21 protein-coding genes are annotated in these 22,949 nt (G+C 64.2%); 7 read left to right on the top strand and 14 right to left on the bottom strand.

The genetic code is table 11. The features are described from left to right. Positions 1-38: 38 nt before the first annotated feature. Positions 39-1,598: a histidine ammonia-lyase gene (gene hutH, locus WDM24_RS14790; RefSeq protein WP_338698988.1), complete on the bottom strand. Its 1,560-nt coding sequence runs from the start codon at positions 1,596-1,598 to the stop codon at positions 39-41. After that, positions 1,595-2,809: an imidazolonepropionase gene (gene hutI, locus WDM24_RS14785; protein WP_338698986.1), complete on the bottom strand. Its 1,215-nt coding sequence runs from the start codon at positions 2,807-2,809 to the stop codon at positions 1,595-1,597. Before hutI ends, hutH begins: the two co-directional genes overlap by 4 nt. A gap of 84 nt (positions 2,810-2,893) precedes the next feature. Here hutI and WDM24_RS14780 point away from each other — a divergent pair, with 84 nt between their 5' ends. The 5 genes from WDM24_RS14780 to WDM24_RS14760 all read left to right on the top strand — a co-directional run bounded on the left by WDM24_RS14780 (position 2,894) and on the right by WDM24_RS14760 (position 7,756). Further along, positions 2,894-4,252 (top strand): formimidoylglutamate deiminase, encoded by a 1,359-nt coding sequence (locus WDM24_RS14780; protein ID WP_338698984.1) that lies wholly within the window; start codon positions 2,894-2,896, stop codon positions 4,250-4,252. Then, complete coding sequence (hutC, locus tag WDM24_RS14775; RefSeq protein ID WP_338831714.1) at positions 4,249-4,992, top strand: histidine utilization repressor; 744 nt, start codon at positions 4,249-4,251, stop codon at positions 4,990-4,992. The genes WDM24_RS14780 and hutC overlap by 4 nt, the downstream gene beginning before the upstream one ends. Positions 4,993-5,177: 185 nt before the next feature. Then, positions 5,178-6,122 (top strand): ABC transporter substrate-binding protein, encoded by a 945-nt coding sequence (locus WDM24_RS14770; RefSeq protein WP_338698980.1) that lies wholly within the window; start codon positions 5,178-5,180, stop codon positions 6,120-6,122. A 78-nt stretch (positions 6,123-6,200) separates the two neighbouring features. Then, a complete protein-coding gene (locus WDM24_RS14765; protein WP_338698978.1) occupies positions 6,201-6,974 on the top strand; it encodes an ABC transporter permease in 774 nt (257 codons plus the stop codon). After that, on the top strand, positions 6,971-7,756 hold the full coding sequence (locus tag WDM24_RS14760; RefSeq protein WP_338698976.1) for an ABC transporter ATP-binding protein: 786 nt from the start codon (positions 6,971-6,973) through the stop codon (positions 7,754-7,756). The genes WDM24_RS14765 and WDM24_RS14760 overlap by 4 nt, the downstream gene beginning before the upstream one ends. A 15-nt stretch (positions 7,757-7,771) precedes the next feature. Here WDM24_RS14760 and WDM24_RS14755 read toward each other — a convergent pair whose 3' ends face one another. The 7 genes from WDM24_RS14755 to urtA all read right to left on the bottom strand — a co-directional run bounded on the left by WDM24_RS14755 (position 7,772) and on the right by urtA (position 14,404). Beyond that, entirely contained in the window at positions 7,772-8,122 is a 351-nt protein-coding gene (locus WDM24_RS14755) for a zinc ribbon domain-containing protein (protein WP_338698974.1), read from the bottom strand. Between the two features lie 100 nt (positions 8,123-8,222). Continuing rightward, a complete protein-coding gene (gene fmdA, locus WDM24_RS14750; protein ID WP_338698972.1) occupies positions 8,223-9,452 on the bottom strand; it encodes a formamidase in 1,230 nt (409 codons plus the stop codon). Positions 9,453-9,476: 24 nt separating this feature from the next. Beyond that, entirely contained in the window at positions 9,477-10,166 is a 690-nt protein-coding gene (urtE, locus tag WDM24_RS14745; RefSeq protein WP_338698968.1) for an urea ABC transporter ATP-binding subunit UrtE, read from the bottom strand. Positions 10,167-10,177: 11 nt separating this feature from the next. Beyond that, entirely contained in the window at positions 10,178-10,933 is a 756-nt protein-coding gene (gene urtD, locus WDM24_RS14740; protein WP_029080653.1) for an urea ABC transporter ATP-binding protein UrtD, read from the bottom strand. Between the two features lie 12 nt (positions 10,934-10,945). Then, positions 10,946-12,079, bottom strand: a complete 1,134-nt coding sequence (gene urtC, locus WDM24_RS14735) for an urea ABC transporter permease subunit UrtC (protein WP_338698966.1) — start codon at positions 12,077-12,079, stop codon at positions 10,946-10,948. Positions 12,080-12,095: 16 nt separating this feature from the next. Continuing rightward, positions 12,096-13,022, bottom strand: a complete 927-nt coding sequence (gene urtB, locus WDM24_RS14730; protein ID WP_029080655.1) for an urea ABC transporter permease subunit UrtB — start codon at positions 13,020-13,022, stop codon at positions 12,096-12,098. A 119-nt stretch (positions 13,023-13,141) separates the two neighbouring features. Further along, positions 13,142-14,404, bottom strand: a complete 1,263-nt coding sequence (gene urtA / locus WDM24_RS14725; RefSeq protein ID WP_166203950.1) for an urea ABC transporter substrate-binding protein — start codon at positions 14,402-14,404, stop codon at positions 13,142-13,144. Positions 14,405-14,573: 169 nt separating this feature from the next. Here urtA and WDM24_RS14720 point away from each other — a divergent pair, with 169 nt between their 5' ends. Both WDM24_RS14720 and WDM24_RS14715 read left to right on the top strand, forming a co-directional pair. Then, positions 14,574-17,942 carry a hybrid sensor histidine kinase/response regulator gene (locus WDM24_RS14720; RefSeq protein ID WP_338831712.1) on the top strand — a complete coding sequence of 1,123 codons (3,369 nt, stop codon included), beginning with the start codon at positions 14,574-14,576 and terminating at the stop codon, positions 17,940-17,942. Continuing rightward, positions 17,932-18,858 carry a response regulator transcription factor gene (locus tag WDM24_RS14715; RefSeq protein WP_338698957.1) on the top strand — a complete coding sequence of 309 codons (927 nt, stop codon included), beginning with the start codon at positions 17,932-17,934 and terminating at the stop codon, positions 18,856-18,858. Before WDM24_RS14720 ends, WDM24_RS14715 begins: the two co-directional genes overlap by 11 nt. 40 nt (positions 18,859-18,898) lie before the next feature. Here the strand turns inward: WDM24_RS14715 and pcaG are convergent, their stop codons facing one another. The 5 genes from pcaG to WDM24_RS14690 are packed head-to-tail and all read right to left on the bottom strand — an operon-like array spanning position 18,899 to position 22,739. Continuing rightward, positions 18,899-19,501 (bottom strand): protocatechuate 3,4-dioxygenase subunit alpha, encoded by a 603-nt coding sequence (gene pcaG / locus WDM24_RS14710; protein WP_338831711.1) that lies wholly within the window; start codon positions 19,499-19,501, stop codon positions 18,899-18,901. A gap of 1 nt (position 19,502) precedes the next feature. After that, positions 19,503-20,204, bottom strand: coding sequence for a protocatechuate 3,4-dioxygenase subunit beta (pcaH, locus tag WDM24_RS14705; protein WP_338831710.1), 702 nt, complete (start codon positions 20,202-20,204; stop codon positions 19,503-19,505). Between the two features lie 47 nt (positions 20,205-20,251). After that, the gene (locus tag WDM24_RS14700) at positions 20,252-20,791 is read right to left on the bottom strand and encodes a DUF4863 family protein (protein ID WP_338698951.1); all 540 of its coding nucleotides are present in this window, start codon (positions 20,789-20,791) and stop codon (positions 20,252-20,254) included. Between the two features lie 14 nt (positions 20,792-20,805). Beyond that, positions 20,806-21,534 carry a nitroreductase gene (locus tag WDM24_RS14695; RefSeq protein ID WP_338698949.1) on the bottom strand — a complete coding sequence of 243 codons (729 nt, stop codon included), beginning with the start codon at positions 21,532-21,534 and terminating at the stop codon, positions 20,806-20,808. Continuing rightward, positions 21,510-22,739 (bottom strand): ABC transporter substrate-binding protein, encoded by a 1,230-nt coding sequence (locus tag WDM24_RS14690; protein WP_338698947.1) that lies wholly within the window; start codon positions 22,737-22,739, stop codon positions 21,510-21,512. Before WDM24_RS14690 ends, WDM24_RS14695 begins: the two co-directional genes overlap by 25 nt. Between the last annotated feature and the right edge of the window lie 210 nt (positions 22,740-22,949).

The raw sequence follows: 22,949 nt of genomic DNA, 5'->3' as shown, positions 1-22,949 counted from the left end.
TGTTCCTGTCGGCTAAGCAAGTCTTCTAAGCAAGTCTTCTAAGCGAGTCTTGGAAACGGATCGGCTGAAAGGGCGGCGATCGCGGCAGCCGGTAGTGTGTCGGCCTCGATCAGCGCCGCAGCCTTGGCGAGATCGTCGGCCATGTAGCGATCAGCAGCGAGCGCCGGAACGTGCTCGCGCAACGCGGCGATGACGGCCGCGAGCGGCGCGCTTGTCGAATGTGGCGCGCGTAGCGTGATGCCTTGCGCGGCGACCAAGAGCTCGATGCCGAGGATGGCGGCAAGGTTGTCAGCCATGTCGGACAGCCGGCGCGCGGCATGCGCGGCCATCGAGACGTGATCCTCCTGATTGGCACTGGTCGGCGTGGAGTCGATCGAGCATGGCAATGCGCGCTGCTTGTTCTCGGCATAGAGCGCGGCCGCCGTCACCTCGGCGATCATGAACCCGGAATTGATGCCGGGTTCGGGCGTCAGGAACGGCGGCAGGCCAAAGTTCAGGGCGGGGTCGACGAGGGTCGCGATCCGGCGCTCGCTGGTCGCGCCGATCTCCGCCAGCGCGAGCGCAATCTGGTCGGCGGCGAACGCCACAGGCTCGGCGTGGAAATTGCCGCCCGAGACGATCTCGCCGGTCTCAACCAGGACCAGCGGGTTGTCCGTCACGGCATTGGCTTCAACGGCCAGCCCGCGCGCGGCTTGCGCGAGCAGATCGAGCACGGCGCCCGCGACCTGCGGCTGGCAGCGCAGGCAGTAAGGGTCCTGCACCCGTTCGTCGCCTTCGAGATGCGATTGCCTGATGTCGCTGCCGTCGAGCAATGCGGTCAAGGTCGCAGCGGCGGCGATCTGCCCGTCATGGCCGCGCAATGCCTGGATTTCGGGGCGGAACGGCACCGTGGAGGCCATCGCCGCATCAACCGACAGCGCACCGGTCACCAGCGCAGCACACGCCAGACGATGCGCGCGCAGCACTCCGGAAATGGCATAGGCGGTCGAAAACTGCGTGCCGTTGATCAGCGCGAGCCCCTCCTTGGGGCCGAGCGTCAACGGCGCGAGGTCGGCAGCCGCGAGCGCTTCGCCGCCCGGCACGACCTTGCCGTCAAGAATTGCCTGTCCCTCGCCGATCATGACGGCGGTCATATGGGCGAGCGGCGCCAGATCCCCGGAGGCGCCGACCGAGCCCTGCTGCGGCACCAGCGGATCAACGCCGCGCGCCAGCATGCCCTGCAACTGCTCGATGACATCGCGGCGCACGCCGGACGCACCGCGGCCGAGCGAGATCACTTTGAGCGCCATCATCAGGCGCACGATCGGCTCGGGCGTGGCTGGCCCTACCCCGCAGCAATGCGACAGGATGAGGTTGCGCTGTAGCAGCGCAGTCTGGTCGGGCGCGATACGCGTCGATGCCAGTTTCCCGAAGCCGGTATTGATGCCGTAGACGGGAACGTCGATACGCGCGGCCTTCGCCACGATCTCCGCGGCCGCTTCGACGCGCGGCCAACATGATGGATCGAGCACGATGGTCGCGCCTGCAAGCACCCGCGCCAGCACGTCCAGGCCGACGGTTCCGGGGGTCACGACGACAGGCGCATCGCGATCGTTCATTGCCCCCTCCACACCCGGCTGTGCAGCGGGTTGAAGCCAATGCGGTAGACCAGTTCAGCCGGGCGCTCGATGTCCCAGATGGCGAGATCGCACCATTTGCCAGCTTCGAGCGTGCCGGTCTCGGCGAGCATGCCGAGCGCGCGCGCCCCTTCCCGCGTCACCCCCGTGAGGCATTCGGCGACCGTCATTCGGAACAGCGTTGCGCCCATGTTCATCGCGAGCAAGAGCGAGGTGAGCGGCGAGCTGCCGGGATTGCAGTCGGTCGCCAGCGCCATCTGCACGCCGTGGGCGCGGAACAGCTCGACCGGCGGCTTCTGCGTCTCACGAATGAAGTAGAACGCGCCGGGCAGCAGGACCGCGACGGTCCTCGCCTTTGCCATCGCGGCGACGCCGGCTTCATCGGTGTGCTCCAGATGGTCGGCTGACAGCGCGGAGAACTTTGCGGCGAGTGCTGCACCGCCAAGATTTGACAGCTGATCCGCATGCAGCTTCACGGGTAGTCCGAGCGCACGCGCCGCCTGGAACACTCGCGCCGTTTGCTCTCCGGAAAATGCGATGCCCTCCATGAAAGCATCGACCGCATCGGCAAGACCGGCCTTGGCCAAGGCCGGCAGCATCTCGTTGCAGACCAGATCGATGTAGCGATCCTTGTCGCCATCGGCTTCGGGCGGCAGCGCATGCGCACCGAGAAAGGACGCGCGGATCGCAACCTGCCGCAACTCGCCGAGGCTGCGTGCGGCGGCCAACTGCCGCATCTCGGTCTCGGCATCGAGGCCATAGCCGGACTTGATCTCGACGGTGGTTGCGCCCTCGCCGATCAGCGCGTCGAGCCGCGGCAGTGCGCCGGCGACAAGCTCCGCCTCGGTCGCCTTGCGCGTCGCCGCCACGGTCGAGACGATGCCGCCGCCCGCGCGCGCGATCTCCTCATAGCTCGCGCCCTTTAGGCGAAGCTCGAACTCATGCGCGCGGTTGCCGCCAAAAACGAGATGGGTGTGGCAATCGACCAGCCCGGGCGTGATCCAGCGGCCGCCGCAATCGATCCGTTGAATGGCGTCCGCATCCACAGGAAAATCCGATTGCGCGCCCGCATAGACGATGCGGCCGTCACGCGCCGCGATCAGGCCCCGCTCGATCTCGCCGAGATCGGCGCGATCGCCGCGCATCGTGGCGAGCCGGGCGTTGTGCCAGATGCGGTCGAAACGCTCTGCCATGCGATCGTCCCCTCGAGGTGGGATGCTTGACTTATATGTCTAGACATATAATCGTGTGCCGGTTCTGTCCAGCCGGCGTGGAAAATGACACGACTGCATTTCGCATTCGCGCTGCTGCCTTCGGGCTGGGCCAGTGACGTGCAGGTCGCCGTCGCCAGCGGCACGATCGCTTCGGTGACGCCGGGCGTGGCGGCGACCGCCGGCGACGAACGTCACCAACTGGCGGTTCCGGGATTGGCGAGCCTGCACAGCCACGCCTTTCAGCGCGGCATGGCCGGCCTCGCCGAGCTGCGCGGCGACACCACCGATACGTTCTGGACCTGGCGTGAGACGATGTATCGCTTTGCGTTGGAAATGACGCCGGACGACGTCGCGGCCGTAGCGACCCTGCTCTATGTCGAGATGCTCGAGCGGGGCTTTACCCGCGTCGGCGAGTTTCACTATCTGCATCATGATCGCGACGGCGCGCCCTACGCCAATCCCGCGGAGATGGCGGTGCGCATTGCGGAAGCGACTGAGGCTTCCGGCATCGGGCTGACGCTGCTGCCGAGCTTCTATGCCCACAGCACTTTTGGCGGGGTAGCGCCGCATGCGGGGCAGCGTCGCTTCATCTGCTCGGTCGATCAGTTCGCCGCGCTGATGGCTGCGTCGCGCGAGGCGATCCGAAAATTGCCTGGCGCCAATATCGGCATCGCGCCGCATAGCCTGCGCGCAGTGGCGCCGGATGAACTCGCAGCGATCATCCCGCTTGCCGAGGCGGATCCAATCCATATCCACGCTGCCGAGCAGGTGCGTGAGGTCGAGGATTGCCTCGCCTGGTCCGGGCGGCGGCCGGTGGAATGGCTGCTCGAACATGCGCCCGTCAATCAGCGCTGGTGCCTGATTCACGCGACCCACATGGGCGATCAGGAAGTCGTTGCGCTCGCCCGCAGCGGCGCAGTGGCCGGCCTCTGCCCGGTCACCGAAGCGAGCCTCGGCGACGGCATCTTTTCGGCGCGCGAATTCCTTGCCGCAGGCGGCCGGTTCGGTATCGGAACCGATTCCAACGTGCTGGTCGGTGTCGCCGACGAGCTGCGCCAGCTCGAGTACGGCCAGCGGCTGAAGCACCGGGAGCGCAATGTGCTCTCCGGGCGTCCCGGCGCATCCACCGGCCGCGCGCTGCTCGATCACGCGCTCGCGGGCGGCGCGCAGGCTCTGGCACAAACCAGTGCAGGACTAATGCCCGGCGCACGGGCCGACATCGTCAGCCTCGACACCGCGCATCCGTCGCTCGCCGCACGATCGGGCGACGCCATTCTCGACGGCTGGCTGTTTGCGGCCGGAGCCGACGCGATCGACTGCGTCTGGGCCGGTGGCGACAAGTTGGTCGCGGGCGGACGGCACCGGCTGCGTGCCAGGGCGTGCGAGCAATTCAATGCAAGCGTCCGGAGGCTCGTCGCATGAGTCTCGCCTCCGATCGGGCCCGCCTCGATGCAGCCAGCAAGCCGACGCTCTACAAGCGGATCCGGCTCGACATTGAGACCCGAATCCTGACCGGCGAATGGCCGCCGGGTCACCGCATCCCCTTCGAGCACCAGTTGATGGCGCGCTATCACTGCTCGCGCATGACGGTGAACAAGGCGCTGTCGGAGCTGGCACAGGCCGACCTGATCGAGCGGCGGCGCCGTGCCGGTTCCTTCGTGCGCCGTCCGCAGCATCTGTCGGCGGTGCTGAAGATCGCGGACATCCGCGCCGAGATCACCGCGCTCGGGCGCAGCTATGGCTATCAGCTGATCGATTGCCGGCGGCGCACCGCCACATCAGCCGATCGCGCCCGGCTCGGCGCAAGCAAGGCCGGCAAGGTGATCGCGATCGCCTGCCGGCACAGCGCCGACAATGTGCCGTTCGCCGTCGAGGACAGGCTGATCGATCTCACCACCGTGCCGGAGGCCGCGACGGCCGACTTTGCACGCGAACCGCCGGGATCGTGGCTACTGCATCATGTGCCGTGGACCGAGGCTGAACATACAATCAGCGCCGTCGTTGCTGACGATCGCACCGCCGAGGCACTCGACATCGCGGTCGGCGCGCCCTGTCTCGTCATCGACCGCTACACCTGGCGTAGCGCGCGGACGCTGACCGCGGTGCGGCTGCATTATCCGGGCGAGACGCACCGCCTGGTGGCTCGCTTCAAGGGAGGCTGAGGACGCCTTGCGCGGCATAATTCATGCAATGCATCATGGGCCACCATTCACAGACGCGTCTCATGCGGCAATCCGCCGCGACTGACGTGAAGAGATCACTGACGTGAAGAGATCACTGACGTGAGGAGATCACTGACGTGAAGAGATCAACAGGGTTCAATCCATCGTCCAAGGGGTCGACAATCATGCGTTCCTTCAAGCTATTGCCCGCAGTCGCAGCTTTGCTCGCGTCCACCGCCGCATTCGCTGATGAGGTCAAGGTCGGCGTCGGCATCTCCGGATGGACCGGCTTCGCACCGCTGACGCTCGCCAAGGAGGCCGGCATTTTCAAGAAGAACGGCCTCGACGTGACGCTGAAGAAGATCCCGCAGAAGGACCGGCATCTCGCGATTGCCTCGGGCGACATCCAGTGCGCCGCCACGACGGTCGAGACCTGGATCTCCTGGAATGCCAACGGCGTCGCGACCAAGCAGATCTTCCAGCTCGACAAGAGCTATGGCGCCGACGGCATGGCGGTGCGCAGCGACGTCGCCGCGATCAAGGACCTGAAGGGCAAGACCGTCGCCGCGTCCGCGCCGGGCACCTCGCCCTATTTCGCGCTAGCCTGGATGCTGAAGAAGAATGGCCTCACGGTGAAGGACGTCACCGTGGTGAATCTGGAGCCCGCTGCCGCCGCGCAGGCCTTCGTCTCCGGTCAGAACGATGCCGCGATGACCTACGAGCCTTATCTATCGACGGTGCGCGCGGCGCCCGACAAGGGCAAGATCATCGCGACCACGCTCGACTATCCGATGGTGATGGATACGTTCGGCTGCACGCCGAAATTCCTCAGCGAGAATCCGAAGGCCGCCCAGGCGCTCGCCGACAGCTATTTCGAGGCGCTCGACATGATCGCCAAGGATCAGGCCAAGGCCTACGAGATCATGGGCGCGGACGTGAAGCAGTCCGGCGAGCAGTTCGGCAACTCGGCAAAATACCTGCGCTGGCAGGACAAGGCCGCCAACCAGAAGTTCTTCGCCGGCGACTTCCTCAGCTTCAACAAGGACGCCGCCGAGCTGCTGCTTGAGGTCGGCATCATCAAGGCTGCGCCGAAGGTCGAGGACATCTACGACGCAAGCTTCATCAAGTAACGCAACAATCATTTCGGCCGGCCCCGCCTCGCGACACTGCGCGCGGGACCGGCGCGTGAGATACGCCTGGATACCGTGATGCGTCCCCTCGAGCCCACGACATCGACGCAGCGCGTGGCCTATGGCCTCGCCTTCTTCGTGCTGTTCGTCGCCCTCTGGTCCTGGGCCACGTTCGGCGGCCATGTGTCGAAGACATTCCTCGCCAACCCGCTGACCATGGTGCAGGAGGGCTATGAGCTGATCGCCAAGCAAGGCTTTCTGTTCGACATCGGGATGACGGTCTGGCGGGTCGTCGGCGGCTTTGCCCTTGCCGCCGTGATTGCGGTGCCGATCGGCGTGCTGATGGGCGCCTACAAGCCGATCGAAGCCTTCCTCGAACCCTTCGTGTCCTTTGCGCGCTATCTGCCGGCGTCGGCCTTCATCCCGCTGTTGATCCTGTGGGCGGGCATCGGCGAGCTGCAAAAGCTGCTCGTGATCTTCATCGGCGCGGTGTTTCAGATCATCCTGATGGTGGCGGTGACCGTCGGCGCCACGCGGCGCGACCTGGTCGAAGCCGCCTACACGCTCGGCGCGCGCGACCGCGGCATCATCCGCCGCGTGCTACTGCCGTCCGCAGCCCCCGAGATTGCCGAAATCCTCAGGCTGGTGCTGGGCTGGGCCTGGACCTACGTCATCGTCGCCGAGTTGATCGGCTCGTCGTCGGGCATCGGGCATATGATCACCGACAGCCAGGCGCTGCTCAACACCGGCCAGATCATCTTCGGCATCATCGTCATCGGGTTGATCGGCCTGATCTCCGACTTCCTGTTCAAGGCCTTCAACGCCTGGCTGTTCCCGTGGAAGCTCGCATGACCGCGCTCAGGATCGATCAGGTCTCGCGAACCTTCCCCGCCCGCGCCGGCCACGCGCCGACCCGGGCGCTCGAGCCGACGACGCTCGATGTCGGCGACAACGATTTCGTCACCATCCTCGGCCCCTCCGGCTGCGGAAAGTCCACCTTGCTCCGGATCATTGCCGGGCTCGACCGGCCGACCAGCGGGCGGGTCACGCTCGATGGCCGCGAGGTCACAGGCCCCGGCGCCGATCGCGGCATGGTATTTCAGTCCTACACACTGTTTCCATGGCTGACCGTGCGCGAGAACATCGCCTTCGGCCTGCGCGAGCGCGGCGTTGGACAGGCGGAGCGCCACGAGATCGCCGACGCCTTCATTCGCCGGGTCGGACTATCCGGCTTCGAAAATCACTGGCCCAAACAGCTGTCGGGCGGCATGCAGCAGCGCACCGCGATCGCCCGGGCGCTGGCCAATGATCCGAAGATCCTGCTGCTCGACGAGCCGTTCGGCGCGCTCGACAACCAGACGCGGGCATTGATGCAGGAGATGCTGCTCGGCATCTGGGAGCGCGACCAGAAGACGGTGCTGTTCGTCACCCACGATATCGAGGAAGCGATCTTCCTCGGCAGCCGCGTCATCGTCATGAGCGCGCGTCCCGGCCGTATCAAGGCCGAGATTACGGTCGACCTGCCGCATCCCCGCTCCTACAAGATCAAGACCACGCCAGAATTCGTCACCCTGAAGGAACGGCTGGTCGAGGAGATCCGCACCGAGGCCTTGAAGGTCGCCGAGCAGGCCTGACGGCCCGCCCCGTCGTCAGTGGCTGATCATCCAGGGACGCGCGGTCGGAAAGCCTTTTGCCCCGCTCTTGGTCTTGGTCATCAGCCGAGCCGGCTTCTTCTTTCCCGTGGTCGAGCAGCAGCCGCAGCCCAGGCCGTGCGCGGCCTTGTACTGATCGAGCGTCTTCGGCGCGTGCCGACTCTGCTCATTGGTGGCGTGAGCTTTGCGCTTGTCCGAGGACATGCAGAAGAACGCCGGCGCGGTCAGGATCACGCGCGGCGACGTCGTCTCGCATTGCGGACAGTCCTGCGGCAGGTCGCATTCGGCCATCGGCCGCATGTCGGTGAAGGGACCGCAGTCGTTGCAGAGATATTCGTAGATCGGCATTTCCGTATCCTCGCGCAATCGTGTGAGGTCTCCCGCGGCGGATGCGGGGCGGCCAATACGCAGCCGTCCCGCATCCTTCGCGCAGGGATCACTTGAAGGATTACTTGTCGGGCGAGATCGGCATCTGGATGTCGCCCTTGATGTGCTTGATCGGTCCCGCCGACGACGGCATCACGTCGAAGTCGAAGATTTCCGTCGGCAGCCACAGCGTGGCGCAGGCATTGGGCACGTCAACCACGCCGGAGATGTGGCCCTGACACGGTGCGGTGCCGAGGATCGAATAGGCCTGGGCGCCGGAGTAGCCGAACTTCTTCAGGTATTCGATCGCGTTCAGGCAGGCCTGGCGATAGGCGATGTGGACGTCGAGATAGTGCTGCTTGCCGGCCTCATCGACCGAGATGCCCTCGAAGATCAGGTAGTCCTTGTAGTTCGGCGTGATTGGCGACGGCTTGAACACGGGGTTCTTGATGCCGTACTTCGCCACCCCGTCCTTGATGACATCGACCTTGATGTGCAGCCAGCCGGCCATTTCAATGGCGCCGCAGAAGGTGATCTCGCCGTCGCCCTGGCTGAAATGCAGATCGCCCATCGAGAGCCCGCCGCCCGGCACATAGACCGGGAAATAGATCTTCGAGCCGCGCGACAGATCCTTGATGTCGCAATTGCCGCCATGCTCGCGCGGCGGCACGGTGCGGGCGCCCTCAAGACCGATCTTGGCCTTCGCATCGCCCTTGGCCTGGCCGGCATGTGCGGTCGGCGCGAACGGCGGATTGGCGAGGCCCGGCACCCGGGTCGGATTGGTCGCGATCAGCTCGGCCTCGCGCTTGTTCCAGGCCGCCAGCATCTTGGCATCAGGCAGACAGCCGATCAGGCCGGGATGGATCAGGCCGGCGAAGTTCACGCCGGGGACGTGACGCGACGAGGTGTAGAGGCCCTTGATGTCCCAGATCGACTTCTGCGCCAGCGGGAAATGGTCGGTGAGGAAGCCGCCGCCGTTCTGCTTGGAGAAGAAGCCGTTGAAGCCCCACAGGCTCTCCTTGAGCGGACCGACGTCGAGCAGGTCAACAACCAGGAGGTCGCCGGGCTCGGCACCCTTGACGCCGATCGGGCCCGACAGGAAGTGCACGATCGACAGGTCGATGTCGCGAACGTCGTCGGCCGAGTCGTTATTCTTGATGAAGCCGCCGGTCCAGTCGACGGTCTCGATGATGAAATCGTCGCCCGGGCTGACCCACTCGACGATCGGAACCTCCGGATGCCAGCGGTTGTGGATCTTGTCGTTTTCATAGGCGGACTTGCTGAGATCAACCTTGATCAGTGTATCTGGCATCGCTTGCTCCCCTTGGGTTACTGGTTAGACAGACAGATATTTCGAGATCTGCGAGGCATCGACGCCGTCGCGTGGATCGTCGCGGACGATCTCGCCGTTCTCGATGACGAGCACACGGTCGGCGATGTCGAGCGCGAAGCTCAGGACCTGCTCGGAGACGACGATCGACAGTCCCCGCTCGTCGCGGATCCGCTTCAAGGTCCGCGCCATGTCCTTGATGATTGATGGCTGGATGCCCTCGGTCGGCTCGTCCAGCAGCAGCACCTTCGGCTTGGTCGCAAGCGCCCGGGCGATCGCGAGCTGCTGCTGCTGCCCGCCCGAGAGATTGCCGCCGCGGCGGCCCTTCATCTCGAGCAGCACCGGGAACAGCTCGTAGATATCGCCGGGAACCTCGGAACCGCCTGACACCACGAGCCCGGTCTCGATGTTCTCCTTCACCGTCATGGTGGAGAAGATCATGCGGCCCTGCGGCACATAGGCCAGGCCCTTGGCGACCCGCTCATAGCTCTTCATGGCGCCGAGTTCGGTGCCGTCCATGGTCACCTTGCCGCTCTTGGTCGGCAGGATGCCCATCAGGGACTTCATCAGCGTGGTCTTGCCCATGCCGTTGCGGCCCATGATCGCAACGATCTCGTTGGGCGCGACGGAGACGTTGAGGCCGTGCAGCACCTCGCTCTGGCCATAGGCGACGTGAAGATCATTGATTGCCAGCATCGACGCGCTCCTTAGTGACCCAGGTACACTTCAATAACCTTGGGATCGTTCTTGACGTGCTCCATCGTCCCCTCGGACAGGATCTGCCCCTGGTGCAGCACCGTGACCTTGTGCGCGATGTCCTCGACGAATTTCATGTCGTGCTCGATCACCAGCACCGAGCGATCCTTGATGATGCGGTTGAGCAGCTCGGCGGTCTTGGCGCGTTCGGACACGCTCATGCCGGCGACCGGCTCGTCGAGCATCAGCAAGTCCGGGTCCTGGATCAGCAGCATGCCGATCTCGAGCCATTGCTTCTGACCATGGCTGAGCTGGTCGGCATAGGTGTTGAGGCGATCCTTCAGGAAGATCATCTCGGCGACCTCCTCGACCCGCTGCTTGACCGCGTCGTCGCGCTGGAAGGCCAGTGAGCCGAACACGGTGCGGCCACGCGGGTAGGAGATTTCGAGGTTCTCGAACACGGTGAGGTCCTCGAACACCGACGGCGTCTGGAACTTGCGGCCGACGCCGGCCTGCACGATCTCGTTCTCGCGCAGCCTGGTCAGCTCCTGGCCGCGGAACTGGATCGAGCCCGATGTGGCCCGAGTCTTGCCGCAGATCAGGTCGAGCACCGTGGTCTTTCCGGCGCCGTTCGGGCCGATGATGACGCGGATCTCGTTCTCCTCGACATAGAAGGAGAGATCGTTGACGGCCTTGAAGCCGTCAAAGGACACGGTGAGTCCGGAGACGGCGAGCAGAAAATCCTTGGGCTGATGGCCGACGAGCATGTTGGTTCCTCCTCACTCGGCCGGGGCGCCGTCGGCGACAAGGCCCGCCGATTTTGATCTTCGCGATGCCAAGAGGCGATCGATGCGCGGCTGGACGTGGTCCGCCCAGATGCCGGAGAGCCCGTTCGGGAAGGCCAGCACGACCGCGATGAACAGTGCGCCGAGGCCGAACAGCCAGAGCTGCGGGAAGGATTCCGAAAGGCTGGTCTTGGCGAAATTGACCAGCAGCGCGCCCCAGACCGCGCCGAAGATCGACATCCGGCCGCCGACCGCGGTGTAGATCACCATCTCGATCGACGGCACGATGCCGACGAAGGACGGCGACATGAAGCCGACCTCGAGCGTGAACATCGCGCCGCCGATCGCGGCGAACACCGCCGCGGCGCAGAACGCGAAGATCTTGAAGTTGGCGACGCTGTATCCGGAGAAGCGCACGCGGTCCTCCTGCTCCCTCATCGCCACCAGGATGCGCCCGAGTTTTGTCAGGCGGATGAACTGCGCGGCGACGATGCAACCGAACAGCAACACAACCTCGACGAAGTACAGAATGAATTTGGCGTGATCGGTGCGGATGTCCCAGCCGTGCAGCGTACGCAAGTCGGTGATGCCGTTGATGCCGCCGGTGTAGCCCTGCTGTCCCACGATCAGAATGGTGAGGATCGCGGCGATCGCTTGCGTGATGATCGCAAAGTAGACGCCGCCGACCCGGCGCTTGAACATCGCCGCTCCGATGATCAGCGCGAAGAAGGCGGGAACCAGCAAGATCGCCAGTACCGTGACCGGAAAACTGTGGAACGGCTTCCAGAACAGCGGAAGCTGCGTGATCTGGTTCCAGTCCATGAAGTCAGGAATGCCCGGCGTCGACTGGATCTTGGTGTTCGCAACCGAGGACGCCTCGAGCTTGAGATACATCGCCATGCAGTAGCCGCCGAGGCCGAAAAACACGCCCTGCCCCAGGCTCAAGATGCCGCCATAGCCCCAGCACAGCACGAGGCCGATGCCGACAAAGGCGTAGGTCAGGTATTTCGCGACCAGGTTGAGGCGGAAGATATCCAGCGACAGCGGCAGGATGACAAACAACAGCACCGCGAGCGCAAAAAAGCCGATCAGTTCGGAGCGATTGAAAAAGCGCGAGTTGATGATCATGACCTGCCTGTTGTTCTCATTTGCGGACCTTGAGCGCGAAGAGCCCCTGCGGACGCACCATCAGGATCGCGACGATCGTGAGCAGCGTGATCACCTTTGCCATCGATCCCGACAGGAAGAATTCCAGCGTCGACTGGGTCTGCGAGATCGAGAAGGCCGAGGCGATGGTGCCGAACAGGGACGCGGCGCCGCCGAACACCACCACCAGGAAGGTATCGACGATGTAGAGCTGGCCGGCGGTCGGCCCGGTCGACCCGATCATGGTGAAGGCCGAGCCCGCGACGCCGGCGATGCCGCAACCGAGGGCAAAGGTGTAGCGGTCGACCTTCTCGGTGTTGATGCCGACGGCGCCGGCCATCACACGGTTCTGCACCACGGCGCGCACCTGCTTGCCCCAGCTCGACCAGAACAGCACGTAAGCGACCGCAATCGTGATCAGGATGGTCAGCGCCATCACGAACATGCCGTTGATCGGGATCTGGATCGAGTCGGTCGCCTGCCAGGAGCCCATCATCCATTCCGGCAGCTCGACGCCGACCTCGCGCGCGCCGAAGATCGAGCGATAGGCCTGCTGCAAGATCAAGCTCAGGCCCCAGGTCGCGAGCAGCGTATCGAGCGGACGCTTGTAGAGATGGCGTATCAGCGCCCACTCGACCAGCATGCCGAGCGCGCCTGAGGCGATGAACGCCAGGATCATTGCGATGAAGAAGTAGCCGGGAAACAGCCAGGGCGCGATGTGCTGCACGGTGTTCGACGTCATCCAGGTGACGTAGGCGCCGAGGATCATGAACTCGCCGTGGGCCATGTTGATGACGCCCATCTGGCCGAAGATGATGGCAAGCCCCAGCGCCATCAGCACATAGACGGAGAACAGGATGAGCCCGGCGAATCCCTGCATCGCAAGGATGGCGCCGAGATCACCGATCGAATAGTCGCCGAACATCTGATCCTCCAGTCCAAGGAGCATACGCCGCCGCGCAGCGGCGCCCGATCGGCGGCGTGGGCGGTGACGTCCACGCCGCGATGCGTTGAGGTTGAGGGTGGCGCGCTAAGCGCGCCGCCTCACTGGTAGCCCTTGGGGAACGGATCCGGCTCGACGAGATCGGCGGTCTCGTAGATCAGTTCATACTGGCCATCGGCCTTGGCGCGTCCGACGCGGGTCTTCGACCACAGATGATGGTTCTCGTGGATCCGGACGTAACCTTCCGGCGCGCCCTTGAACTCGACGCCGGGAGATGCCGCCGCGATCTTGTCGATGTCGAAGGAGCCCGCCTTCTCCACCGTCAACTTCCACAACCACGGGCCGAGATAGGCGGCCTGCGTGACGTCTCCGATCACGGTCTTCTCACCCCACATCTTCTTGAAGGCGGGCACGAACGCCTTGTTGTTGGGATTGTCGAGCGACTGGAAGTACTTCATGCAGGCGTAGGCGCCCGCGATGTTCTCACCGCCGATGCCGTCGATCTCGTCCTCGGTGACCGAGATCGTCAGCAGCGTCTGCTTCGATAGGTCGATGCCGGCCGCCTTGAGCTGCTTGTAGAACGCAACGTTGGAGCCGCCGACGATGATCGCGTAGATCACGTCCGGCTTGGTCAGCTTGATCTTGTTGATGACCGAATTGAACTGGGTCGAGCCGAGCGGGAAGTACTCTTCGCCGACCACCTTGCAGCCCTGCAGGTGGTTCTCGATGTGCTTGCGCGCGATCTTGTTCGAGGTGCGCGGCCAGATGTAGTCCGAGCCGAGCAGATAGAAGCTCTTGGCGCCCTTGGTCTTGTTGACCCAGTCGAGGCCGGCGATGATCTGCTGCGTCGCCTCCTGGCCGGTGTAGATGACGTTCTTGGACTGCTCGAGGCCTTCATAGAAGGTCGGGTAATACAGCATGCCGTTGTACTGCTCGAACACCGGCAGCACCGCCTTGCGCGAGGCCGAGGTCCAGCAGCCCATCACGGCCGCGCATTTGTCGTTGACCAGGAGCTTCTTCGCCTTTTCCGCGAAGGTCGGCCAGTCGCTCGCGCCGTCTTCCTGGATGAACTTGATCTTGCGGCCGAGCACGCCGCCGGCGGCGTTGATCTGCTCGATCGCGAGCTTCTCGGCCTCGACCGATCCGGTCTCGGAGATCGCCATGGTGCCGGTCACCGAGTGCAGGATACCGACCGTGACTTCGCTATCGGTGACTGCAAGACCCGTGGTGTTGACCGCGGAGGTTGCAGGAACATCGGCAAATGCCGGACGGCCCAGCATCGAAACGGCCGGCAAAGCGGCCATTCCCATCAAGAGCTTGCGCCGAAGCGGAGACTGCAGGCCTGGTTTTGTTTCGTCTGACATGAGCACCCCATCTGGTTCGAGAACGCTTATTGATGAGGCGAGGATTGCTTACTTTTGTGCACCGCACTGATACGTGAGATCGCGTATACTGCACCGCAAAATAGCGACGTAGGTTTTTGGTACGGGATTTGCCCGCGATCAGAGCATCGTGGACCAGGAGTAAGAACGAGTGGCAGGGCGGCAGCGGATAGACCGCGTCAGGCGCCAATACAATCAATGGGTCGCCAACCAGACGCTGGAAGACTACGCGCTGCGCTTCACCGCCAAGAGCGCCAGGCGCTGGTCCGCCGCCCGCGTCGCCAACACCGCGCTTGGCGCGATCTCCTTCCTTGCGCTGGAGGCGATCGGGGGCACCATCACGCTGAACTATGGCGCGATGAACGCCTCCGCCGCGATCCTGGTCGTCAGCGTCATCATCTTTCTCTGCGGGCTGCCGATCGCCTACCACGCGGCGAAATGCGGCATCGATATCGATCTGCTGACCCGCGGCGCCGGCTTCGGCTATATCGGCTCGACCATCACCTCGCTGATCTACGCCTCCTTCACCTTCATCTTCTTCGCGATCGAGGCCGTGATCCTGGCCAGCGCACTCGACATGTGCTTCGGCATTCCGCGACCGATCGGCTATTTGATCAGCGCGGTCGTGATCATTCCGCTTGTGATCTACGGCATCACGCTGATCAGCCGCTTCCAGCTCTGGACCCAGCCGTTGTGGATCATCCTCCACATCATGCCGTTCGCGGCGATCGCCTGGGCCAACCCGCATTCGTTCACCGAGTGGCGCAAATTCGCTGGCGATCACGGCGATCCCGCAGGCAACCTCGATCTCCTGCTGTTCGGCACCGCGGCCTCCGTCGTGTTCGCGCTGGTGGCGCAAATCGGCGAGCAAGTCGACTTCCTGCGCTTCCTGCCGCGTGACCGCCGCACCTCGCGAAAGGCCTGGTGGATCGCCCTGCTCAGCGCCGGTCCGGGCTGGATCGTGCTCGGCGCGCTGAAGCTGCTGGCCGGCTCGTTCCTGGCCTTCTTCGCGCTCAGCCACGGCGTCTCGGCCGAGCACGCGGCCGAGCCCGCCAACATGTATCTCGAAGCCTTCCGTTACGTGCTGTCGCAGCCGGATCTCGCAATGGCGCTGACGGGGACCTTCGTGATCCTGTCGCAGGTCAAGATCAACGTCACCAACGCCTATGCCGGCTCGATCGCCTGGTCGAACTTCTTCTCCCGCCTCACCCACTCGCATCCCGGCCGCGTGGTGTGGCTGGTGTTCAACGTCGTCGTCGCGCTGCTGTTGATGGAGATCGGCGTCTACAAGGCGCTGGAGCAGACGCTCGCGCTCTACTCGAATGTCGCGATCGCCTGGGTCGGCGCGCTGGTGGCCGATCTCGTCATCAACAAGCCGCTCGGCTTGCGGCCGCAGCATATCGAGTTCAAGCGCGCCCATCTCTGCGACATCAATCCGGTCGGCGTCGGCGCGATGACGATTGCGACGGTGGTCTCGATCAGCGCGTTCTACGGCCTGTTCGGCCCGACGGCGAAGGCGCTGTCCGCCTTCGTTGCGCTGGCCGTCGCGTTCATCGCGGCCCCCCTGATTGCCTGGGCGACCGACGGCAAATACTACATCGCACGCAAGCCGAAGCGCAGCTGGCAGAACCTGGAATCGATCCAGTGCTGTATCTGCGAGCATGCATTCGAGCCCGAGGACATGGCCTCATGCCCGGCCTATGCCGGCCCGATCTGCTCATTGTGCTGCTCGCTCGACGCGCGCTGCCACGATCTCTGCAAGCCACACGCGCGGATCGGCGCGCAGGTCTCGGACGCCCTCGGCAAGGTGATGCCGCAGCCGATCTATGCGCGCCTCAACTCGCAGCTCGGACATTACCTCGGCGTGTTCGCAGTCTCGGCCGGTCTGGTGGCACTGGTGCTCGGCCTGATCTATTTGCAGACCACGGCGGCCGTGCATGCCAACGAATTGCTGGCCGACGTGTTGTGGAAGGTATTCTTTGCGCTGACCCTCATCATCGGCGTCGTCGCCTGGCTGTTCGTGCTGGCGCAACAGAGCCGGCGCGCCGCCGAAGAAGAAACGCGCCGCCAGACCACCCTCCTCATCCAGGAGATCGACGCCCACAAGCGCACCGATGCCGAACTGCAGCGCGCCAAGGAAGTCGCGGAATCAGCCAATCTCGCCAAAAGCCGATACGTCGTGGGCCTCAGCCACGAGCTCCGCTCGCCGCTGAATGCGATCTCCGGCTACGCGCAACTGCTGGAGCAAGACAACAGCCTGCAGACTCGGCCGCGCGACCAGGTGCGCGTGGTCCGCCGCAGCGCCGATCATTTGTCGGGACTGATCGACGGCATTCTGGATATCTCCAAGATCGAGGCCGGCCGGCTCTATCTCTCGCGCGACGAGGTGCGGCTGAACGATTTCCTCGAGCAGCTGGTCGGCATGTTCCGCCTGCAGGCCGCCGCCAAGGGCATCGACTTCGTGTTCAGGCGGCCGGCCGTGCTGCCCGTCGTGGTCTATGCCGACGAGAAGCGGCTGCGGCAGATCCTGATCAACCTGCTCTCGAACGCGATCAAATTCACCCAAACCGGACGGGTGCAGTTCGTCGTGCACTACCGCAGCCCGGTCGCCGAGTTCGAGGTGATCGATACCGGGCCAGGCATCCAGCCCGACGACCTCGAGCGGATCTTCGCGCCCTTCGAGCGCGGCGCGCTCGGCGTCACCCAACCGCAGACCGGCACCGGGCTTGGCCTGACCATCAGCCGCCTGCTCGCCGGCGTGATGGGCGGCGACATCAAGGTCTTGAGCACGGTCGGCACCGGCAGCACGTTCCGCGTCAAGCTGCTGCTCTCCGAAGTCACCAATCCGCGTCGCGATGCACCGGTCGATGCTCCCGTCTACGGCTATCATGGCCCGCGCAAGACGATCCTGATCACCGACGACGACCCGACCCACCGCGACCTTTTGCGCGAGATCCTGGCGCCGCTTGGCTTCATCCTGCTCAGCGCACCGGACGGACCCGGCTGCCTTGCACTCGCACAGCATTGCCGGCCGGACATGTTCCTGCTCGACATCTCGATGGCGGGCATGGACGGCTGGACGGTCGCCGAGACCTTGCGTTCCGAAGGTCATCACCAGGCCCGCATCCTGATGATCTCGGCAAGCGCGCTGGAGGCTCACGGCGCACCGCTGGCGCAGCCGTTCCACGACGGCTATTTGATGAAGCCGATCGACATCCCGCGACTGTTAGAGACCATCCGCCTGCTGCTCAAGATCGAGTGGCAGTATGAGGCCGAGCAGGCTCCGGCCCCGCAATGGAAACCCGATGGTGGCTCTCGTCCGCCCGTGAAATATGTCGAAGAGCTGATCAGCCTCGGCCAGCTCGGTTATATCAGGGCGATCCAGCTCAAGCTCGACGAAATCGGCAACGAACATCCCGAACACGCCGATTTCGTCGGCCAGATGCGCACGCTGATCGACCGGTTCGATCTCGATCAGTATATGGCGACATTGAAGATATTGCACAGCTATGACCATTGAACAAAGAAAGCGCGACGTAGCGCTCGTCGTCGACGACTCCCCGGAGACGTTGCGCCTCCTCACCGACGCGCTCGATGGCGCCGGCATGACCGTGATGGTCGCACTCGACGGGGCCTCCGCGATGCGCATCGTCGACCAGATCACGCCGGATATCGTGCTGCTCGATGCCGTGATGCCCGGCATGGACGGCTTCGAGACCTGCAGGCGGCTGAAGCGCGACGCCGGGCTCGACGGCGTCCCGATCATCTTCATGACGGGACTGGCCGAAACCGAGCACATCGTGCGTGGGCTCGAGGCCGGCGGCGTCGACTATGTCACCAAACCGATCGTGGTCGAGGAGATGTTGGCCCGCATTCGCGTCCATCTCGCCAATGCGCGGATGACGCAAAGCGCCCGTGCGGCGCTCGACGTCTCCGGCCGCTATCTGCTCGCGGTCAACAGCGCGGGCGCGCTGCTGTGGGCGACGCCGCAGGCACAGAAACTGCTGTCCGACACGCTGGCCGACGCCGCCGACAATTTCGCGTTGCCCGAGCCGATGCCGCAATGGCTCGAGCAGGCGCAAAAAGGCGGTGCCGGAAAGAAGACCGCGACGGTGGCGTCGTTTCCAGGCAACGAGCAGCTTCGGCTCCAATTCATGGGCAAGCTCGGCCCCAACGAATTCCTGCTGCGGCTGGCCAAGGACACCAGCGGCGACATGCCGGCCGAATTCTCCAGCGAGCTCGGCCTGACCACCCGCGAGGGCGAGGTGCTGTCGTGGCTTTCCAAGGGCAAGACCAACCGCGACATTGCGCAGATCCTGGGCTTGAGCCCGCGCACCGTCGACAAGCATCTCGAGCAGATTTACGCCAAGCTCGGGGTCGAGAACCGCACCGCCGCGGCCGCGATCGCGGTCAACGCGAGGCACCGCAAGTCCTGAGGCGGTCCCCCGCTTGAGCTGAGCTATTCGTCCCAACCGGCTAGACGTCGAAGAACACCGTCTCGTTGTCGCCCTGCAGATGGACGTCGAAACTGTAGGTATTGCCCGCACCGGCGTTGCGCTTGGCGATCAAGGTGGCGCGGCGATCAGCCGGCACCAGCGCCAGCACGGAATCGCCGGCGTTGCCGGCCTCATCGTCAAAATAGATCCGCGTGTAGAGATGCAACAGCATGCCGCGCGCGAACACCGCGAGCGCGACGTGCGGCGCCTGCGGCTTGCCGTCGGCATCCGGCACCACACCCGGCTTGAAGGTGTCGAAGGCGTAGCTGCCGCTCTTGTCGGTGCCGCAGCGGCCAAAACCCTTGAAGGACGAATTCGGCAGTGCGCGCGCATCCTGCGGATCGGAGAAGCGGCCCTGGCCATCGGCCTGCCAGATCTCCAGCATGCAATCTGGGATCACGGCGCCGGCGCCGTCATAGACCTTGCCCTCGACGCGGATGCGCTCGCCCGAGACATCGCCCGTCAAGAGATTGTTGGTGAAGGCGTCGTTCCACTCATATTCGCCGTTCGGCGTCAGACCGTACTTGAAATAGGGGCCGACGGTCTGCGAGGGCGTGATTCCATCAGGACGCGGGTTCGACACGTTACTTGGTCTCCATCGGCGTGGCGTTGCGGCCGCGCAGCACGATATCGAAGCAGTAGCACAGCGCCCATTCCGGTTGGGTGTTGTCGAGATCGAACGACGAGATCATCCGCGCCCGCGCCTTTTCATCGGTCACCGAGTTGAAGATCGGATCGAACGGAAACAAGGGATCGCCGGGGAAATACATCTGCGTCACCAGACGCGAGACGAAGGAGTGGCCGAACACCGAGAAGTGGATATGCGCCGGCCGCCAGGCATTGTGGTGATTGCCCCAGGGATAGGCGCCGGGCTTGATGGTGATGAACTTGTAGTAGCCCTTGGCATCGGATTGCGTACGCCCGGCGCCGGTGAAATTCGGATCGAGCGGCGCCGGATGCTGGTCGACGACATGGATGTAGCGGCCGCAGGCATTGGCCTGCCACAGCTCGACCAGCGTGTTAGGCACGCCGCGGCCGTCCTCGTCCAGCACATGGCCGTGCACGATGATGCGTTCGCCGAGCGGCTCACCCCTCGCCTGGATGGTGAGATCATTGTCGTGCTCGCGCACGGTCTCATGACCGTAGACCGGCCCGGTCAGCTCCGAGAGCGTGTGCCGCATCGGGATCAGCGGCTTTTGCGGCGCGCGTTTGATCGCGCTCCGGTACGCAGGGGACAGCCGCGCGGGATGGACGCTGTTCGAAGCGACCGGATAGATCAACGTCATGGGTTTGCTCCAGACCGAGTTGCTGCCGATGCCACCGGCGCCGGACGTCAGGCCGGCACCTTGAAATCGTAGGAGATGCGCCCGGCCGGCAAATAGAACAGGGCGATCACCGCGCCGCCCCTGACCTCGGGATAGTGTCGGCTGCCCGGATCCGGCGCCGTCCAGCCCGGCCCCTGCCAGCCCTGCAAGCCCTTCAACTGCGCGCCCTTGTCGAGGGGAACGACGAGGTTGAGCTCGCCGTAGGGATGACCGTGATACTGCCCGCGCAGCACGTCATGATCGTCGTCGTCCTTGAAGCGGCGCGGATCGGCGCTGTTCATGTAAACCGCGGTGATGCTGAACTGGAACGTCTCGGGGACCGGCTCAAGGATGCGGCTGCGCCGATAGTTCGGACCCTCCACTTCCTGGTTCGCCGCCCAGCCTTCCTCGACGCCCAATTTGATGAGGCGTGCCAGATCCTGGTAAAGCGCACTCTCTTCCCCGTAGGTCTCGTTGAGCCATCGCTCCATCGCCGCGCTCGGCGTCATGTCCTTGACTTCGCGCAGAAACGGAATGCTGCGTTCGATAAGCTGTTCCCGGCTTCCCATGACTTACTCCTGTTCTAGTTCTCAAAACCCTCAAAGGAGGCGAACGCCTCCAAATCCGCGCGCGGCATCAGCCGCGCTCTCGCCTGCTCCCTCGGATGGCCCATCGAGATGCCACAGGCCACCATCTGCTCCGCTGGGATCGACAGCATCGAACGCAAAATCCGGTGGTACTTGGCGAGCGTTTCCTGCGGGCAGGATTGCAGTCCGCGTCCCACCGCAGCCAGCATCATGGTCTGGATGAACATGCCGAGATCGAGCCAGCTTCCCATGGCAAGGCGGCGATCGATGGTCACGATCAATCCGACCGGCGCACCGAAGAAGGCAAAATTCTTGGCGGTCTGCCTGCTCCGCGCCGCGGCATCGCTCTGCTCTATCCCGAGCGAGCCATAGAACAATCGGCCGAACTCCTGGCGACGGCTGAGATACGGCTCGGGGAACTCGGTGGCGTAGTATTGATACTCGGAGACGTGCTCGCTCGGCTCCCGCTCATAGGCGTGCAGGAGGGCCGCCGACACCTCGGTCTTGGCAGCGCCCGCGAGCACGTAGACGTGCCAGGGCTGGATGTTTGCGCCACTCGGCGCAAACCGCGCCACATGCAGGATTTGCTCAATGGTCGACCGCGCGACCGGACTGTCGGAGAACTGACGGCACGAAAGGCGGCTCGCGATCACGTCGTCGATTGGATTGCGCGCAGCTCCGCACGCGCCGACCCCATCAATCACGACTTCTTCACGAACGGGCATCCGCCGTCCTCCATCGGTCTGAAAGCTTCGTCCCCCGGGATCGTCGCCAACAGCTGGTAGTAATCGAACTGGTACTTCGACTCTTCCGGAGCCTTGACGCGGAACAGATACATGTCGCGGACCAGCCTTCCGTCCTGTCGGATCTTGCCGTTACGGGTCATGAAATCGTTCACCGGCAATTCGCGCATCTTGGCGGCGACGGTCGGCCCATCGAGCGTACCGGTGGCTTCGACCGCCTTGAGATAGTGCATGACAGCGCCATAGGTGCCGGCATGGATCATGGTGGGCACTTTCTTCGTCTTCTCGATGAAGCGCTTCGACCACGCCCGCGTCTCATCGTTGAGGTCCCAGTAGTAGGCTGAGCTGAGCATCAGGCCTTGCGCGCTTTGCAGGCCGAGGCTGTGGATGTCGGCGATGAAGACGATCAGGCCGGCCAGCTTTTGCCCGCGCGTCACGCCGAACTCGCCCGCCTGCTTCACGGCGTTGATGAAATCGCCGCCGGCGTCGGCGAGCGCGATCACGTCGGCCTTGGAGGCCTGCGCCTGCAGCAGGAAGGACGAGAAATCGGGCGTGTTGATCGGGTGCTTCACCGCGCCGACCACCTTGCCGCCGGTGGCATCGATCACCTTGCGGCTGTCGGCCTCGAGCTGCGCTCCGAGCGAATAGTCGGCCGACAGGAAGAACCAGGACCTGGCGCCGAGACGCGAGATCGCGCGCGTCGTCCCCTGCGACAGCGCATAGGTGTCGTAGGTCCAGTGGATGCCGGTCGGCGAGCACTCGTCGCCGGTCAGCCGGGACGTCGCTGCGCCGGTAGCAAGGAAGAGCTTCTTCTTGTCGCGCGTGATGCCTTGCACCGCCAGCGCGACCGCGGAATTCGGAACATCGAGGATCGCCTCGACGTTCTCGTTTTCCAGCCAGCGCCGGGTAATCACCGAGCCGATATCCGCCTTGTTCTGGTGATCCCCCGCGACGATCTCGATCGGCCGCCCGAGCACCTTGCCCTTGAAATCATCCACCGCCATTTGCGCGGCGACGACTGAGCCCTGGCCGCCATTGTCCGCGTAGAGCGACGACATGTCGGTCAGCACGCCGAGCCTGACCGGCCCGTTCTGTGCAACCGCGGACGGCGCCACAGCCAGGAGCGTCAGCGCCAGTCCAACTGATTTGCGCACACCACTTCGGGCCGATCTCACCCAGGGCTTCATCGTTTTTCTCCTCCAAACCCGGTGGCGGCAATCTTGGCCAGAACGTCGCGTTGCGGAAGTGAAAGTCTTGCAGCTTGATCCTGAACCGGCTTCAGATCGCCAATGGCAGCGATACTGCGATGCGCTCCCGGACGATCCGGTCGGTTGCATCCACCGTACGCCTGGCCTTAACTGCACACGATCGTAACGATTTGCCGGAGCGAGCGATCC

The sequence above is a fragment of the Bradyrhizobium sp. 27S5 genome (genome assembly GCF_037217225.1).
GTDB classification, from domain to species: Bacteria; Pseudomonadota; Alphaproteobacteria; order Rhizobiales; family Xanthobacteraceae; genus Bradyrhizobium; species Bradyrhizobium septentrionale.
This window is presented reverse-complemented; position numbering and strand designations above follow the sequence as displayed.

Excerpts from the sequence above, each read along its gene's own strand:
- hutH (WP_338698988.1), bottom strand. The coding sequence starts at position 1,598 with ATGAACGATCGCGATGCGCCTGTCGTCGTGACCCCCGGAACCGTCGGC.
- hutI (WP_338698986.1), bottom strand. The coding sequence starts at position 2,809 with ATGGCAGAGCGTTTCGACCGCATCTGGCACAACGCCCGGCTCGCCACG.
- WDM24_RS14780 (WP_338698984.1), top strand. The coding sequence starts at position 2,894 with ATGACACGACTGCATTTCGCATTCGCGCTGCTGCCTTCGGGCTGGGCC.
- hutC (WP_338831714.1), top strand. The coding sequence starts at position 4,249 with ATGAGTCTCGCCTCCGATCGGGCCCGCCTCGATGCAGCCAGCAAGCCG.
- WDM24_RS14770 (WP_338698980.1), top strand. The coding sequence starts at position 5,178 with ATGCGTTCCTTCAAGCTATTGCCCGCAGTCGCAGCTTTGCTCGCGTCC.
- WDM24_RS14765 (WP_338698978.1), top strand. The coding sequence starts at position 6,201 with ATGCGTCCCCTCGAGCCCACGACATCGACGCAGCGCGTGGCCTATGGC.
- WDM24_RS14760 (WP_338698976.1), top strand. The coding sequence starts at position 6,971 with ATGACCGCGCTCAGGATCGATCAGGTCTCGCGAACCTTCCCCGCCCGC.
- WDM24_RS14755 (WP_338698974.1), bottom strand. The coding sequence starts at position 8,122 with ATGCCGATCTACGAATATCTCTGCAACGACTGCGGTCCCTTCACCGAC.
- fmdA (WP_338698972.1), bottom strand. The coding sequence starts at position 9,452 with ATGCCAGATACACTGATCAAGGTTGATCTCAGCAAGTCCGCCTATGAA.
- urtE (WP_338698968.1), bottom strand. The coding sequence starts at position 10,166 with ATGCTGGCAATCAATGATCTTCACGTCGCCTATGGCCAGAGCGAGGTG.
- urtD (WP_029080653.1), bottom strand. The coding sequence starts at position 10,933 with ATGCTCGTCGGCCATCAGCCCAAGGATTTTCTGCTCGCCGTCTCCGGA.
- urtC (WP_338698966.1), bottom strand. The coding sequence starts at position 12,079 with ATGATCATCAACTCGCGCTTTTTCAATCGCTCCGAACTGATCGGCTTT.
- urtB (WP_029080655.1), bottom strand. The coding sequence starts at position 13,022 with ATGTTCGGCGACTATTCGATCGGTGATCTCGGCGCCATCCTTGCGATG.
- urtA (WP_166203950.1), bottom strand. The coding sequence starts at position 14,404 with ATGTCAGACGAAACAAAACCAGGCCTGCAGTCTCCGCTTCGGCGCAAG.
- WDM24_RS14715 (WP_338698957.1), top strand. The coding sequence starts at position 17,932 with ATGACCATTGAACAAAGAAAGCGCGACGTAGCGCTCGTCGTCGACGAC.
- pcaH (WP_338831710.1), bottom strand. The coding sequence starts at position 20,204 with ATGACGTTGATCTATCCGGTCGCTTCGAACAGCGTCCATCCCGCGCGG.
- WDM24_RS14700 (WP_338698951.1), bottom strand. The coding sequence starts at position 20,791 with ATGGGAAGCCGGGAACAGCTTATCGAACGCAGCATTCCGTTTCTGCGC.
- WDM24_RS14695 (WP_338698949.1), bottom strand. The coding sequence starts at position 21,534 with ATGCCCGTTCGTGAAGAAGTCGTGATTGATGGGGTCGGCGCGTGCGGA.
- WDM24_RS14690 (WP_338698947.1), bottom strand. The coding sequence starts at position 22,739 with ATGAAGCCCTGGGTGAGATCGGCCCGAAGTGGTGTGCGCAAATCAGTT.